The organism is Rhizobium sp. 01L419 (assembly GCF_056400025.1).
Genome location: NZ_JBFTSM010000034.1, coordinates 19414 through 34526 on the forward strand (window position 1 = coordinate 19414; position 15113 = coordinate 34526).

The following is a 15113-nucleotide window of genomic DNA, read 5'->3' on the forward strand; positions in this document are numbered from 1 at the left end:
GACAGTTCCGACTCGCGAACCTTATCGTTCGCCGCCCAGCGCGTTAATATACAGAAGCACCGCGCAATTTCCATGCTCGCAGGAGAGCAATTATGCCGCGTCACCTTGATATCCAGATGAATTCATTCCCGATTGCCGGCACTTTCACCATTTCCAGAGGGGCGAAAACCTCCGCCGAGGTGATTACCTGCACGCTGAGCGAATCAGGCAAGAGCGGGCTTGGCGAATGCGTGCCCTATCGCCGCTACGGCGAGACGATTGAAAGCGTGCTCGCGCAGATCGAATCGGCCCGCCCGCTGATCGAGGAAGGCATTTCGCGCGCCGAACTTTTGCATGCCATGCCACCCGGTGCGGCGCGCAACGCCGTCGATTGCGCCCTCTGGGATCTGGAGGCCAAACTGTCAGGCAGGAGCGTCGCCTCCCGCCTCGATCTCAGGCATCTGAAGCCGCTGACCACGGCCTATACGATCTCGCTCGGTGAGCCCGACGTCATGGCAGCGCAGGTCCGCACACACGCGCAGCGCCCGCTTCTGAAGGTCAAGGTCGGCACCGGCGACGATGAAAGCCGTATCCGTGCGGTGCGTGAGGCGGCCCCCAATGCGGCCATCATTCTCGATGCCAATGAGGGCTGGCCGGAGGATCGGCTGGAACATCATCTGCGTATAGCGGCCGAAGCCAATATCGCGCTGGTCGAACAGCCGCTGCCGGCCGGTCGCGATGACATGCTGGGCGAGATCGCCCGCCATGTTCTCATCTGCGCCGATGAAAGCGTGCATCACACTGGCGATCTCGCAAGCCTCGCCGACCGCTATGATGCGATCAACATCAAGCTCGACAAGACCGGCGGCCTGACTGAGGCGCTGGAAATGAAGGAAGAAGCGCAGCGGCTCGGCTTCTCCATCATGATCGGCTGCATGGTCGGCACTTCGCTTGCGATGGCGCCCGCCGTTCTGTTGGCGCAGGACGCCGATTTCGTCGATCTCGATGGCCCGCTGCTCCTGGCCCGCGACCGCGAGCCCGGCCTGAATTATGCTGGCTCCCTGGTATTCCCGCCCGAAGCCAACCTCTGGGGCTGAAGGTAATAGGCGATGATGACGAGGGTGAGCCCGAAGGCGGCGACACAGGCCATCACATAATAGCTGTAGAGGCCGAGCGCGGCGTAGATATAGCCTGACGCAATGGTCATCAGCCCCGAGGCCATGCCGATATAGAAGAAATAGGCGCCCTGGGCTGAAGCTTCCTGCGTCTCCTGCACCGTGGCGACGATGCGCCGCTGCACGCCGGTATGCACGAAGGCATAGGTGAAACCATGCAGGCACTGCAGCGTGAAGAAGCCGAGAAAACTCGTCTCCGTCGGAAAGAACACCCAACGGCAGACGCTGACCGCACAGCCGAAGCGGATCAGCGTCCAGGCATTGAAGCGGCGGTTGAGGCGTCTGGAAAGGAAGAAGACCGTGACTTCCGAGGCAACGCCGGCACTCCAGAGAATGCCGACCTCTGTTCCCGAGAAGCCGAGATGGTGCCAGTAGATCGAGGAAAAGGCGTTGAGCAGCGCGTGGCTCGCCTGCTGGATCGAAACGCCGAGCAGCAGCAGGAGCAGATGCGGTTCCCTCAGCCCGCTGCCTGTCGTCGCCGGAAGGTTGATCGGCTGGCCGCGCCGCCGCGTCGGTCCGATGCGCGGACAGAATATCGCCATGGCGATAGTCAAAATGAAGCCGAAGATCATGATTGGCAGCACCATGCCGCCACCCCAGCGGCCGACCAGTTCGCCGCCGAGCATCGTCGAAACGATGAAGGCGATGGAACCCCAGACGCGCATCGAGCCATAGTCCAGCCCCCAGCGGCGCACGCCTGATATCACGATGGATTCGACGACAGGCACATAGGGCGCGAAAGTGGCGCCCTGCAGCGCAAAGACGATCAGCACCGACCAGAAGCTCGACGTCCAGTAAAGCGCCACCGCCGTCAGCAGCGATAGCGCCCCCGACCATAAGAGCACATGTGCCCGCTCCCGCATGCGGTCGGCAAAGACAGCAACGATCGGGGCGACGAGAACGCGCACGATCATCGGCACGGCCAGGATGGTGCCGATCTGATGATCGTTGAACTGGTGGGTCGAAAGCCAGACGGGGAAGAAGGGCAGGACGATACCGTTGACCAGCAGCGGCGCGCTGTAGCAGAGCGCGCTGAGCAGCCGGAAGCGCGGCGGCGCTCCCTCACCCGTCGAGGGATTTTGTGCGGGAATCATGATGGACCTGAAGGAAACTGTGCGTTGCCTAACACATCCAATCAAGCACGACTATGGCGAGAAATAGCCCAATCGAAACGATTAAAAAAATGAACCAAAACGATTTAAAAAATAAATAGGGCCTGTCGCAAAGCGGCGGCGGGCTAAATTCCTGGATGTGCCGGCAGAAAGCCGCCGGCACGGTACGCGCGCAATATTCAGGCGGCCTGCGGGGCGAAATCACCCTCTTCAAGCAATTCGATGGAGGTCAGTGCCGGCACGTTGCTGGTCAGCGCGCGCCAGGTGATGAGTTCGAAAGTGCCGTCTTCATGCTCGACGATTGCCGTGCAGCTTTCGACCCAGTCGCCGGTGTTGATATAGCGGATGCCTTCCATATCCTCGATCACGGCGTGATGGATATGGCCACAGATGACGCCGTCGGCGCCGCTCTTGCGGGCTTCCTCGGCAACCACGCGCTGGAACTCGCCGATGAAATTGACGGCGTGTTTCACCTGCAGCTTGGCCCAGGCCGAAAACGACCAGTAGGGCATGCCGAGACGGCGGCGGATCGCGGCAAGCACGATATTGATGCGGATCGCCGTGTCATAGGCCCAGTCGCCGAGATAGGCGAGCAGTCGGGCGTTGCGCACGACGACGTCGAATTCGTCGCCATGCAGGACAAGGTACTTCTTGCCGTCGGCGCCGTCATGGATGATGCGGTCGACGACTTCGATGCCGCCAAAATGGGTGCCCGGAAAGGCGCGCAGGAATTCGTCGTGATTGCCGGGGATATAGACGACGCGCGTACCCTTGCGCGCCTTGCGCAAGAGCTTCTGGACCACGTCGTTGCAGACCTGCGGCCAGTACCAGCTGCGCTTCAGGCGCCAGCCATCGATGATATCGCCGACGAGGTAGATCGTGTCGGCCTCGTGATACCTAAGGAAATCCAGCAGAAAATCTGCCTTCGCAGCCTTGGAGCCGAGATGCACATCGGAAATGAAGAGGGTGCGGAAGCGCCGGGGTTCCATCATGTCTATCACAAGCCTTTCCGCTCGTGTCCCATCGTTCTTCGTCTAGCCTTCCAAAATCAGACTCGTGTATCAGGAAGATGACAAAACGCAGGAAAGCCCTGCGAAGCCGATCAATCCACCGGTCAGAGCGTCCCTGGTGAAGTGCTGCAATCTGATCAGGGAAGGCTCTAATGTCAGCTCCCCTTTACCGTCCGGGTCAAAAAGTTCCCCTGCGGCCATTTCCGTACTGTCCAGGCCGGTCGATTGATGTATGGAGGAGTCTTCAAAAGACTTTGAAGGACGATTGGAAGCGGCGATGGATCACCAGGAAAAATCCCAGGAAAAAGCCAAGACGGAAACGAATCTGTCGGGCGGCAGCCTCGACGAACAGGCGCTTTTCTTCCACCGCTATCCGCGCCCCGGCAAGCTGGAAATCCAGGCGACCAAGCCGCTCGGCAACCAGCGCGACCTGGCGCTCGCCTATTCTCCCGGAGTTGCCGCTCCCTGTCTCGCCATTCGTGACAATCCGGAACAGGCGGCCGACTACACGTCCCGCGCCAACCTCGTCGCCGTGATTTCGAACGGTACTGCCGTTCTCGGTCTCGGCAATATCGGTCCGCTTGCCTCCAAGCCGGTCATGGAAGGTAAAGCCGTTCTCTTCAAGAAATTCGCCGGCATCGACGTCTTCGATATCGAAGTGGATGCTGCAAGTGTCGAGCAGATGGTTTCCACCGTCGCTTCGCTGGAGCCGACCTTCGGCGGCATCAACCTCGAGGACATCAAGGCACCGGAATGCTTCCAGATCGAGAAGCAGCTGCGCGAGAAGATGAAGATCCCGGTCTTCCACGACGACCAGCATGGCACCGCGATCATCGTTGCCGCCGCGATCCTCAACGGGCTGGAACTCGCCGGCAAGAAGATCGACGAGGTCAAGATCGTCGCCTCCGGTGCCGGTGCGGCAGCACTTGCCTGTCTGAACCTGCTCGTGACGCTCGGCGCCAAGCGCGAAAACATCTGGGTCCACGATCTCGAAGGCCTCGTCTATGAAGGCCGCGTCGAGCTGATGGACGAGTGGAAAGCGATCTACGCCCAGAAGAGCGACACCCGCACGCTCGCCGATAATATCGGTGGCGCCGATGTCTTCCTCGGCCTGTCCGCTGCCGGCGTGCTGAAGCCGGAACTGCTTGCGCAGATGGCCGACAAGCCGCTGATCATGGCGCTCGCCAACCCGACGCCGGAGATCATGCCGGATCTCGCCCGCGCCGCGCGGCCCGATGCGATGATCTGCACCGGCCGGTCGGACTTCCCGAACCAGGTCAATAACGTCCTCTGCTTCCCCTATATTTTCAGGGGCGCGCTGGATTGTGGCGCCGAGACGATCAACGAGGAAATGAAGATGGCCGCCGTGCGCGCCATCGCAGCGTTGGCCCGCGAGGAGCCTTCGGACGTCGCCGCCCGCGCCTATTCCGGCGAAACCCCTATTTTCGGCCCTGACTATCTCATCCCCTCGCCCTTCGACCCGCGTCTCATCCTGCGCATCGCGCCTGCCGTCGCCAGGGCCGCTGCCGAAAGCGGTGTCGCGCGTCGCCCGATCGCCGATTTCGATGCCTATCTCGACCAGCTGAACCGCTTCGTCTTCCGCTCCGGCTTCATCATGAAGCCGATCTTTGCGGCCGCGAAGACGGCAGAGCGCAAGCGCGTCATCTTCTCCGAAGGCGAAGACGAGCGCGTGTTGCGCGCCGCCCAGGTGCTGCTTGAAGAAGGCATTGCCGAGCCGATCATCATCGGCCGTCCGCAGGTCATCGAAACGCGCCTGAAGCGCTACGGGTTGCGCATTCGTCCGCTGCAGGATTTCGAGGTCATCAATCCCGAGGACGATCCGCGCTTCCGCGAATATGTCGATCTTTATCTGCAGCTGGTCGGCCGCCGAGGCGTCATCCCGGAAGCCGCCCGCACCATCGTGCGCACCAACACGACCGTCATCGGCGCCCTGGCGTTGAAGCGCGGTGAAGCGGATGCGCTGATCTGCGGCCTCGAAGGCCGTTACGAGAAACATCTGCGCGACGTGCGCCAGATCATCGGCAAACGTAAGGATGTCTGTGATTTCTCAGCTCTCAGTCTGATGATCTCGCAGCGCGGTGCGACCTTTTTCACAGACACCTATGTGACCTTCAATCCGACAGCCGAGGAAATCGCCGAGGCGACGGTGCTCGCTGCCGAGGAAATCAAGCGTTTCGGCATCACGCCGCGCGCCGCCCTCGTCTCGCATTCGAACTTCGGCTCGCGTGAATCCGAAAGCGCTACCAAAATGCGCAATGCGCTGCAGTTGGTGCGCGAGGCGGCCCCCGATCTCGAAGTCGACGGTGAAATGCACGGTGAAAGCGCGATCTCCGAGGAGCTGCGCCGTCGTGTCATGCCGCACACGACGCTGCATGACGAAGCCAACCTGCTGGTCTTCCCGAACCTCGATGCGGCCAACATCACGCTCGGCGTCGTCAAGTCGATGACCGACGGATTGCATGTGGGCCCGATCCTGCTCGGCACGGCAATGCCCGCCCATATCCTGGCGCCGTCGGTGACCTCGCGCGGCGTGGTCAACATGGCGGCGCTTGCTGTCGTCGAGGCATCGCAGCCGGCGTGAGCCGGTTGCCCGTTCTCATTTGAAATCGGGCCCATCTCAAAATCAGGGACTCCGTATCGACCGGCGTCCCTGATCAGCCAGCGCATCGGCGCGCTCATTGCCATCGGTGCCTGAATGGCCCTTGCACCAGGCGATACCTATCATCGGGTTCTGCGTTAGCTCGACATCGAGGGCCTTCCAGATCTTCGCATCTGATATCACCCGGTTTCTGGCCTTGCCGTTCGGGTTGCTTTTCTTCCAGCCATTGTTTCTCCAGATCGGACGCCAGCCGTTGCAGCCTTCCACGGCATAGACGGAATCCGACCAGATGACCGCCGCTGCATCAGCTGCTGTGCGGTTGATCCATATTGCCGCCTCGAGCACCGCGGTCACTTCCATCGTGTTATTGGCCGTATCCTTTGCGCCGCCGAAGCCGGATGCGATTTCGACGCCATCGCGATAGGCGACAAAGGCCCATCCCCCGTGGCGGGAGCCGGGCTCAAAACAACCGTCCACGAAAACGTGAAGTCCGCCTCGGGCATCCGGTATTGCCGAAGTCGTTTCCGCGGCGGCAGCTTCGTCAGAAATATCTGTCATGTCAGCTGTTTAGCTATGAACCTTTTTCCGGGCGGGTGCAGGAGAGATGGGAATGGAACCATCGGGCTTGCTGGATAAGGTCGCAAAAATGCGCTAGGAATTACTCCGAGCTTATTAAGGGAAATACGTTAAGACAAAGCGCGGTGGATTGAAGCCGCAATCGACAGATAAATGCTTTTCTCTTTCCGGAACGACGTCGTGAAGCGCCGAAACCTGTATCTCGTTTTCTATCTGGCATTCGCGGCTCCTGCGGTGGCGCAGACCAATGCGATCTGCGAGGATCTGCGTGGGCGCCTTGCCGACTTGCCGCAATCGATCGGCAATAACGGCCCGGAGATGCGCCAATATGCGGGCGCGCTTGCCGAACAGAACCTGGAATTGCGCAAGGTGCGCGGCGATCTGCGTCGGTATGGCTGTACCTCAGGCAGCATGGTGGTCGTCGGCGGCGAGAATGCCGGCTTCTGCACCGAGCTCGAGCAGGCTGAAGCCAAGATGGTGGACAATATCAGCTTCCTTCAGGATCGCCGCAACGAATTGCGCCAGTCCGGTACGGATGCGGCCCGCGAGGGCCTGATGGCCGCACTCGAAGACAATGGCTGCAACAGCGACAGCTTTGGCGAACCCGCTCCGAGCGACGTCTATGCCCCAGCTCCGAGCATCGAAGAGCAGGCCATGCGCGGCGATACGTTCATTCCGCTCGGCGGCGGCGAGCACTATGGCCTGCCGCGCGCCGAAATGCTCTCGCCTGTAAGCACCATCTGCGTGCGCACCTGCGACGGCGGCTTCTTCCCGATCAGCAACAACGCCACTTCGGTGGATTTCGGCCGCGATGCGGCGACGTGCTCGAAGATGTGCCCAGGCGTCGAGACGGAGCTCTTCTATCGCGACGTTTCCAGCACCGAGACCTCGAACATGATCTCGACGGCGACGGGAACGCCCTACAGCGCGATGAAAAACGCCTTCGCCTACAAGACCCGCGCGCCCGGCGAAAAATCCGCCTGCTCCTGCAATCTGACTGCCTATTACGAGCAGATGCGCAAGAGCCAGGCTGCCTACGCGCCGGCACCCGAACCGAAGGGCTCGATTACGACGATCAAGACGGAAGCCCCGAAGGCCGCGAGCGCGCCGCCTGCCCCGCAGCCGCAGGTGGCGGATCGTCCCTATGACCCCGCCGGTAACAAGGTTCGTCAGGTCGGCCCGCAATTCCTCGCCGGCGATCAGGGCAAGATCGATCTCGCCAATCCTGCAACATCGGGCCCGCAGCCCCAACAACAACAGCAATAGGGTATGATCTCGGCCGTCGGGACAGCGTCTTCAGTTTGAGGCGCGATGCTCCCTGAACGCTGCCGCCAGCGTGCGCAGTGCCGCGCGCGATTTGGCATCCGTTAGCGTCGAGTGCAGCACGACCTCCGAGGATGGTAGCGACGGCAGGCCGAACCGCTCGCTGACCTCGACCGTACCGACGGGTGCCAGGCGATAGGAAAAGGTCGAGACAGCAAGCCCGGCCGAAACGGCTGCGGTCACAGCCGAAGAGCCGCCGCCGAGGAAGACTTCCGCCCAGGGAATGCCCGCCGCATCGAGCGCCCGGGTGCAGACATCCCGCACCCTGCAGTTGGGCGACAGTGCTGCAAGACGCAGCGGCTCACCGCAGCGATATTCGAATTGCGGCGTTGCGAACCAGCCGAAATGCTCCGGTGCCAGAACCTCGCCGTCGCGCCGGTCCTCGTCCCGACGGACGATCGCCGCATCCAGATCGCCGCGGTCGAAGGCTGCAAGCAACTCGCAGGAATTGTCGAGCCGGACCTCGATCGTCAGCCCCGGATCATGGGCATTGAGGCGTGCAAGCAGCGTCGGCACTTCCGGGCCGGCGACATGGGCCGCAATGCCCAGCCTGAAATGACGGCGCGACGAGGAAAGTGCGGCGACCGCCCGGTCATGGGCCGCGAGGAATTCCCGTGCGGCATCAAGAAATACCGCGCCCTGTGCGGAAAGCCGCACCAGCCGCGGCGTGCGCTCGATCAGCCGGTGGCCGAGCCGCTCTTCCAGCCGTTTCAGCTTGACGCTGATCGCGCCCTGCGTGCTGCCAAGCTCACTGGCGGCGCGGGTGAAGCTCTTGTTCTCGGCGATCGTCACGAAGGCCTGAACGGAATCGACATCGAGCATGGTCATGGCATCTATCCGAAATTGTTGTGTCTGAAATAGTTAATCATCCAATTCTGTAATGTTCAAGCTCTGCTTATGCTGACGCAAATGGACGACATCGGATGTCACCGTTGTATGTCTCAACCTCGAAAGGCCAAAGCATGACCCCTGCCTCCCCTCCTTCCTCACGTATCAGAGGCATTATCGCCCTGATGGCCGCTTGCCTCTCCTCGCTCATGTTCGGCCTTGAAATATCGAGCGTCCCGGCAATTCTGCCGACGCTTGAAAAGGTGCTGCATGCCGATTTCAGCGCGCTGCAATGGATCATGAACGCCTACACGATTGCCGTCACCACGGTGCTGATGGCGGCCGGTACCTTTGCCGATCGTTACGGCCGCAAGCGTGTCTTCCTGATCGGCATTGCCGCCTTCGGCTTGACCTCGCTCGTCGCCGGCCTTGCGCAGGATGCCTCGCTGCTGATCGCCGCCCGCTTTCTGCAGGGCATGAGCGGCGGCGTCATGCTGATCTGCCAGGTCGCCGTTCTCTCCCATCAATTCCGGGAGGGCCGCGCCCGCAGCATGGCCTTCGGCTGGTGGGGCATCATCTTCGGGATCGGCCTCGGCTTCGGCCCGATCATCGGCGTTGCCATCGTGGCAGCCGCCGGCTGGCAATGGGTGTTTCTCATTCATGCGGTCCTTGCCGTCATCACCATAGCCCTCGCCGTAACCGGCATTGAGGAATCTCGTGACCCAAGTGCGGGACGGCTTGATTTTGCCGGCATCGCCACCCTTTCACTATCGGTCTTCTGCCTCGCCTTCTTCATCACGCAGGGGCCGGCCCTGGGCTTTGCCAGCCCCACGGCACTCGCCATTATCGCTCTTTGCGCGGTAAGCCTTATCGCCTTCGTCATTGCCGAGTGGCTGAACCCGCGGCCCATGTTCGATGCCTCGGTCTTCCGCATCCGCACTTTCTCGGGTGCGATCATCGGCTCGGCTGCCATGAACATCAGCTTCTGGCCCTTCATGATCTATCTGCCGATCTGGTATCAGGCCGGCCTCGGCTACGGCAGCCTTGCCGCCGGTCTCTCGCTGCTGGCCTATACGCTGCCGACCCTTGTCGTGCCGCCGTTTGCCGAGCGTCTTTCGCTGCGCTACCGGCCGGGCCTCGTCATTCCCGGCGGTCTCTTCACCATCGGCCTCGGCTTCCTGTTGATGAAGTCTGGCAGCGCCGCCACCGAGCCAAGCTGGCTGACCATGATGCCTGGCGCCCTGCTCTCAGGCATCGGATTGGGCTTCACCAACACTCCGGTCAGCAACACGACGACAGGCGCAGTCTCCAGCGATCGCGCCGGCATGGCCTCCGGTATCGACATGAGCGCCCGTATGATCTCGCTCGCCATCAACATCGCCGTCATGGGCTTCATCCTCTTCAACGGCGTCTTCTCGCATCTGAAGAGCGTCCTGCCGTCATCGATGGCGGCGGACGATCTCCGCTTGGCTGCCGAACGCATTTCCGCCGGCAATATCGCCTCCCTGCCCGATATCCCGGCCGCGACGGTGCATGATGCGCTCGTCCAGGGATTCGGCGCAGTCATGCTCTACGGCGCCGTCGGCGTCTGGCTGATGGCCGCCGCGAGCTTCCTCGTCTTCGGCCATTGGAAAGCCCCTGTTTGCGCCAGGGAATGCGATAGCCAGCCAGCCCAATGATGCAGACCCGCGCCGGCCCAATCCGGCGCGGTCTAGCCTTCCACCTGCCCCCAGCCGTCATGGAAGACCAGTTCTTCCAGCGGCATCCTTTGCCGCCAGCCTTTGACCGCCAGTTCCGGCTGATCGCAGAGCCGTTCGACGAAGCCGGCGCAGAGCCAGGCCACCACCTCGATATGATCGGGAATGCCGAGGATTTCCTTCAGGTCGCCCTCGCGAAAGATGCTGACCCAGCCGATGCCGACGCCTTCCGCTCTGGCAGCAAGCCACAGGTTCTGGACGGCGCAGACGGTGGAATAGCTGTCCATGCGCGGATTATGTGTGCGCCCCAGTACCACGCTGCCGCTGCGGGTAGGATCGCAGGTCACGCAGATGCCGAGTGGCGCCTCGACAATGCCTTCGAGCTTCAGCGAACGGTATTTTTCCTGCCGTTCGCTGTCGAACATGCGGGCCGCTTCCTCATTCGCCTTCACGAAAGCATCGCGCACCCGCGCCCTGACCTCGGCACTCTTCACCAGAATGAAATTCCACGGCTGCATGAAGCCGACCGAAGGCGCGTGATGCGCCGCCGTCAGCAGCCTTGTGACGAGATCATCCGGCAAAGGATCGGGCAGGAACTGGCTACGCACATCGCGCCGCGTCATGATCGCATGATAGACGGCCTCGCGTTCGGCCGCAGAAAAACCGGATGCCGGGCAAGCGGCATCATCAATGGGTCGCATCGTCAAATCCCCAACAACGCAACCGCCCGCCGTCCGCGCGGGTTGGGTCTATCTTGCCAGGCCGGTCTTCTGACTTGGCGTCATTCGCTTCGCCGCAGCCTTCCCGGCCTTGCGGCCAGTGGCGTGATAAGCGGCAAGCGTCAGCCTTACAGCGTTGGGCACGTTCCGGTCTCACACCGGATTCCCGATTCTCCCGCCTGTGAAAGCGGGCACCTGAAGGGTGATCTATGGCGTGGAAACGGCATGGCGGCAAGCTGCATGCGACATTCATTTCGTGGACAGTCCGGAAATGCTGGCCTAGAACGAAACCCGAATCCGACTGGCGCCGAAAGCGCCCCTTCATTCTCATTGCATTCCGGTTGCCCGTGTCCCGTCTAACGCCGATGATCCTCGCGGTCGCCCTGTTCATGGAACAGATGGATTCGACCGTGATTGCCACCAGCCTGCCTGCGATTGCTGCCGATATAGGCACTTCGCCGATCGCATTGAAGCTTGCGGTAACGAGCTACCTCGTGGCCTTAGCGATCTTCATTCCGATCAGCGGCTGGATGTCGGATCGCTTCGGTGCCCGCAATATTTTCCGCCTGGCGATCTTTGTCTTCATGGTCGGCTCCGTCGCCTGCGCTTTCTCCAATTCCATCGCCGCCTTCGTCATCTCCCGTCTCATTCAGGGTGCCGGCGGCTCGATGATGACGCCGGTCGGGCGATTGCTGCTGGTACGCGGTACGCCACGTCACCAGCTGGTGAATGCCATGGCCTGGCTCACCATTCCGGCGCTGATCGGCCCGATCATGGGACCGCCGATCGGCGGCTTCCTGACGACCTATCTCAGCTGGCACTGGATCTTCTGGATCAATGTGCCGATCGGCATTATCGGCATCATCCTCGTCACCCGCTTCCTGCCGGCTGTCGAACCGCGCAGACCGAAGCCGATGGATTTTCCGGGTTTCTTCCTGTCGGGCATCGGCTTTTCCGGTTTCGTCTTCGGCCTTTCGGTCATCAGCCTGCCGGCGGTTCCCGTCATCTACGGTTATGTTACCGTCGCTGTCGGCATCCTTTCCGGCATCCTTTATTTCATCCATGCCAGGCGCACGCCGCATCCGCTGCTCGACCCGAAAATGTTCCGCTATCCGATGTTCCGGGCATCGATCCTCGGCGCCTCGAATTTCCGCATGGGGCTCGGCGCGTTACCCTTTCTCATGCCGCTGATGCTGCAGCTCGGCTTCGGCATGACGCCGCTGCAATCAGGCTCGATCACCTTCGTCAGCGCGCTCGGTTCGATGGGCTCGAAATTCGCCGCCACCCGCACCTACAATGCCTTCGGCTTCCGCAACGTCATTGCGCTGACCACCTTCCTCGCCGCGATCTTCCTCGGTGTGAACGGCCTCTTCACCGTCGAAACGCCGCTCTATGTCATCATGGGCTGTCTTCTCGTCGGCGGCCTGCTGCGTTCCATGGCCTTCTCAGGCGTCAACGCCATGGCCTTCGGCGATGTGGACGAGGCCGACAGCAGCCAGGCAACCGCCATCAATGCGGTGGCCCAGCGCATCTCCATGGCCATGGGTGTTGCCGTCGCCGGCACGATCCTGGAAATCTCATCGAGCTTTCACGGCGGCAAGCTGCTGGTTTCCGATTTCCATATCGCCTTCTTCATGGTGGCTGGGATCTCCGCCCTTGCCTGCATCACCTTCCTGCGCCTGCCCGCCAATGCGGGCGAGGAACTGACGACGCGCCGCCGCAAGAACCGACATGCAGAGCCGGAGGAGGCACAAGGAGAGGCAATGGCGGAAAGCCGCTGAAAACCTCACGGATCGGTCATTTTCTCTCACAGATTCCGCGTGACAACTCCCATCGGCATAGCTACATAGGCTGCATGTCGATTTCGTCCGTTTATGCATCGCGATTTTATTCGTACCGCTGCTTCCAGCGGATGCGGGTCTGTGCGTAGACGAAACTAACGCAACGACAAACCCGAACAGCCGCTAGTCAACCTGGCGGCTTTTTTGTTCCGCACGGTATGACCAAACAGGAGAGCATACCGTGACTGACACTATTGATGATCTTCGCATCGTCGAGATCACCCCGCTGACCAAACCTGCCGATATCATCTCGGAAATCCCGCGTAGTGCCGCGGTCACCGAGACCGTGACCGGCACCCGCGACACGATCCACAATATCCTGACCGGCAAGGACGACCGCCAGCTGGTCATCATCGGCCCCTGCTCGATCCATGATCCGGCAGCCGCCCGCGAATACGCCTCCCGCCTGGTCGAGCAGCGACGACGCCTCTCCGGCGATCTCGAAATCGTCATGCGCGTCTATTTCGAAAAGCCCCGCACGACCGTCGGCTGGAAGGGCCTGATGAACGATCCGCATCTCGACGGCACCTATCGCATCGAGGAAGGCCTGCGTATCGCCCGCCGCCTGCTGCTCGATATCAACGCCATGGGCCTGCCGGCCGGCTGCGAATTCCTCGATACGATCACGCCGCAATACATCGCCGACCTCGTCAGCTACGGCGCCATCGGCGCGCGCACGACCGAAAGCCAGATCCACCGCCAGCTCGCCTCGGGTCTCTCCTGCCCGATCGGCTTCAAGAACGGCACGGATGGCAGCGCGCGCATCGCACTCGATGCGATCATGGCGGCTTCCCAGCCGCACCATTTCCCGGCCGTCACCAAGGACGGACAGGCAGCGATCGCCTCGACGCGCGGCAACGAGGACTGCCACATCATCCTGCGCGGCGGCAAGCGCCCGAATTATGAGGCAGCCGACGTGCAGGCCGTCATCGCCGAGGCCGTCAAGCTCGGTGTCGATCCGCGCATGCTGATCGATGCCAGCCACGCCAACAGCAGCAAGGACCCGATGAACCAGCCGAAGGTCGTCCACGACGTCGCCGGCCAGATCGTCGCCGGCAACCACCACATCAAGGGCATGATGATCGAGAGCAACCTCGTCGCCGGCCGCCAGGATCTCGTTCCCGGCAAGCCGCTCGTCTATGGCCAGTCGATCACCGATGGCTGCATCGGCTGGGATATGTCGGTCGACGTACTCGAGGATCTCGCCAAGGCCGTCCGCGACCGCCGCAAGGCCGCCGTCGCTGCCTGACCGACAGAATAAGGCGCGGCGGGTGAAATCCCGCCGCCAATTCACAGGGCGGTGCGGCACTCCCCCTTCTCCACAGCGGGGAGAAGGTGGCCCGAAGGGTCGGATGAGGGGGCTCCGGGTACGAATTCAGCTTATGTACCGCATCCGACAGGTCGCTGGTATATAACTGGCGACACCACATTTTTCGTTTCCATTCAGGCCAGCGCAGTGCCCGGAGCCCCCTCATCCGCCCTTCGGGCACCTTCTCCCCGTTGTGGAGAAGGGGAAAGCCGCGCCCGCTCGGCACACTCGAAGGCATCGTGCGGCACCACCCTCACTGTCGCCGAGTGGTCCATGCCTTGGCAGGAGCGTGACTCGGTCGCCCCATCATCAAATCAAGACCTCACCGGGAAATACCGCACATAGGCGAATTCATCGCCATCGGGCGACCAGTTCGGCACGTTGATCGTGCCCTGCCCGCCGATCCTCATCAAAGAGGCGATGGCCCCGTTATCGACTCGTTTCCATGAGCAACCGGCTTTTAGGATTTTGACATGCGTTGCAGGAAATTCGCACGATCTGATGCTCAGTCCTCGTCCAAAAGACGCGACCCCTCATCGGTCCAGAGCCCGCCCCACGGCTCCGGTTTGACCAAACCATAGGATGCGAGCACTTCGACCGCCTCTTCGCCGGCGCTCATGGACTTGTGAACCAGCCCGTCCCGACCATCGTCCATGTACTGAACGCACATAGAGGCCAGAGCCTTCAAAATCGTTCTTTCTTCCGGTGTCATTGTATTTATGTTCCCTGCTTGGTGAAATCCTGAAGCGTTGATTGTTAAAGCACAATCTCGCAACCACCACATGGGGTAATCGCAGGAGCCATGCCCCTTCGGATTCGAACATTATCTTGGAAGGCGGCTGTTCCCCGATAAGATGAGGTACGGGCTCTCGACTGGACGCCGGGCCCAGCATCAATGGAGAACAGCCATGGAAGAGTATATCG

The 15113-nt window shown here is 61.4% G+C and carries 12 protein-coding genes, 1 pseudogene and 1 riboswitch; of the genes and pseudogenes, 6 read left to right on the forward strand and 7 right to left on the reverse strand.

Translation table 11 applies throughout. The features are described from left to right. Positions 1-92 precede the first annotated feature (92 nt). Positions 93-1076 (forward strand): N-acetyl-D-Glu racemase DgcA, encoded by a 984-nt coding sequence (dgcA, locus tag AC1DUP_RS35450; RefSeq protein ID WP_477837139.1) that lies wholly within the window; start codon positions 93-95, stop codon positions 1074-1076. On the opposite strand, the gene AC1DUP_RS35455 is transcribed toward dgcA, so the two are convergent. Together AC1DUP_RS35455 and AC1DUP_RS35460 are read right to left on the reverse strand one after the other, a co-directional pair. Next, positions 1028-2248, reverse strand: a complete 1221-nt coding sequence (locus AC1DUP_RS35455; protein ID WP_113507608.1) for an MFS transporter — start codon at positions 2246-2248, stop codon at positions 1028-1030. The two genes, dgcA and AC1DUP_RS35455, sit on opposite strands and share 49 nt — an antisense overlap. A 197-nt stretch (positions 2249-2445) precedes the next feature. Then, positions 2446-3258 carry a UDP-2,3-diacylglucosamine diphosphatase gene (locus AC1DUP_RS35460; protein ID WP_113301118.1) on the reverse strand — a complete coding sequence of 271 codons (813 nt, stop codon included), beginning with the start codon at positions 3256-3258 and terminating at the stop codon, positions 2446-2448. A gap of 295 nt (positions 3259-3553) precedes the next feature. Here AC1DUP_RS35460 and AC1DUP_RS35465 point away from each other — a divergent pair, with 295 nt between their 5' ends. After that, a complete protein-coding gene (locus AC1DUP_RS35465; RefSeq protein ID WP_477837142.1) occupies positions 3554-5878 on the forward strand; it encodes an NADP-dependent malic enzyme in 2325 nt (774 codons plus the stop codon). Between the two features lie 42 nt (positions 5879-5920). Here the strand turns inward: AC1DUP_RS35465 and AC1DUP_RS35470 are convergent, their stop codons facing one another. After that, positions 5921-6454, reverse strand: a complete 534-nt coding sequence (locus tag AC1DUP_RS35470; RefSeq protein WP_113507609.1) for a ribonuclease H family protein — start codon at positions 6452-6454, stop codon at positions 5921-5923. A 198-nt stretch (positions 6455-6652) separates the two neighbouring features. On the opposite strand from AC1DUP_RS35470, the gene AC1DUP_RS35475 reads away from it, so the two are divergent. Beyond that, entirely contained in the window at positions 6653-7738 is a 1086-nt protein-coding gene (locus tag AC1DUP_RS35475; protein WP_477837144.1) for a DUF2865 domain-containing protein, read from the forward strand. Between the two features lie 30 nt (positions 7739-7768). Here AC1DUP_RS35475 and AC1DUP_RS35480 read toward each other — a convergent pair whose 3' ends face one another. Further along, positions 7769-8623, reverse strand: coding sequence for a LysR family transcriptional regulator (locus AC1DUP_RS35480; RefSeq protein WP_477837146.1), 855 nt, complete (start codon positions 8621-8623; stop codon positions 7769-7771). Positions 8624-8757: 134 nt separating this feature from the next. Here AC1DUP_RS35480 and AC1DUP_RS35485 point away from each other — a divergent pair, with 134 nt between their 5' ends. Continuing rightward, positions 8758-10302 (forward strand): MFS transporter, encoded by a 1545-nt coding sequence (locus tag AC1DUP_RS35485; RefSeq protein ID WP_477837148.1) that lies wholly within the window; start codon positions 8758-8760, stop codon positions 10300-10302. A gap of 32 nt (positions 10303-10334) precedes the next feature. Here AC1DUP_RS35485 and bluB read toward each other — a convergent pair whose 3' ends face one another. Beyond that, positions 10335-11021, reverse strand: coding sequence for a 5,6-dimethylbenzimidazole synthase (bluB, locus tag AC1DUP_RS35490; protein ID WP_477837150.1), 687 nt, complete (start codon positions 11019-11021; stop codon positions 10335-10337). 42 nt (positions 11022-11063) lie between these two features. Beyond that, positions 11064-11253, reverse strand: a riboswitch (cobalamin riboswitch). A 151-nt stretch (positions 11254-11404) separates the two neighbouring features. Here bluB and AC1DUP_RS35495 point away from each other — a divergent pair. Further along, positions 11405-12820, forward strand: coding sequence for an MFS transporter (locus AC1DUP_RS35495; protein WP_477837155.1), 1416 nt, complete (start codon positions 11405-11407; stop codon positions 12818-12820). 241 nt (positions 12821-13061) lie between these two features. Then, positions 13062-14129: a 3-deoxy-7-phosphoheptulonate synthase gene (locus AC1DUP_RS35500; protein ID WP_477837152.1), complete on the forward strand. Its 1068-nt coding sequence runs from the start codon at positions 13062-13064 to the stop codon at positions 14127-14129. A 374-nt stretch (positions 14130-14503) separates the two neighbouring features. Here the strand turns inward: AC1DUP_RS35500 and AC1DUP_RS35505 are convergent. Further along, positions 14504-14593, reverse strand: a pseudogene (locus tag AC1DUP_RS35505) (TolB family protein); the annotation flags it as partial. Between the two features lie 101 nt (positions 14594-14694). After that, positions 14695-14901: a hypothetical protein gene (locus tag AC1DUP_RS35510; RefSeq protein WP_115034980.1), complete on the reverse strand. Its 207-nt coding sequence runs from the start codon at positions 14899-14901 to the stop codon at positions 14695-14697. Between the last annotated feature and the right edge of the window lie 212 nt (positions 14902-15113).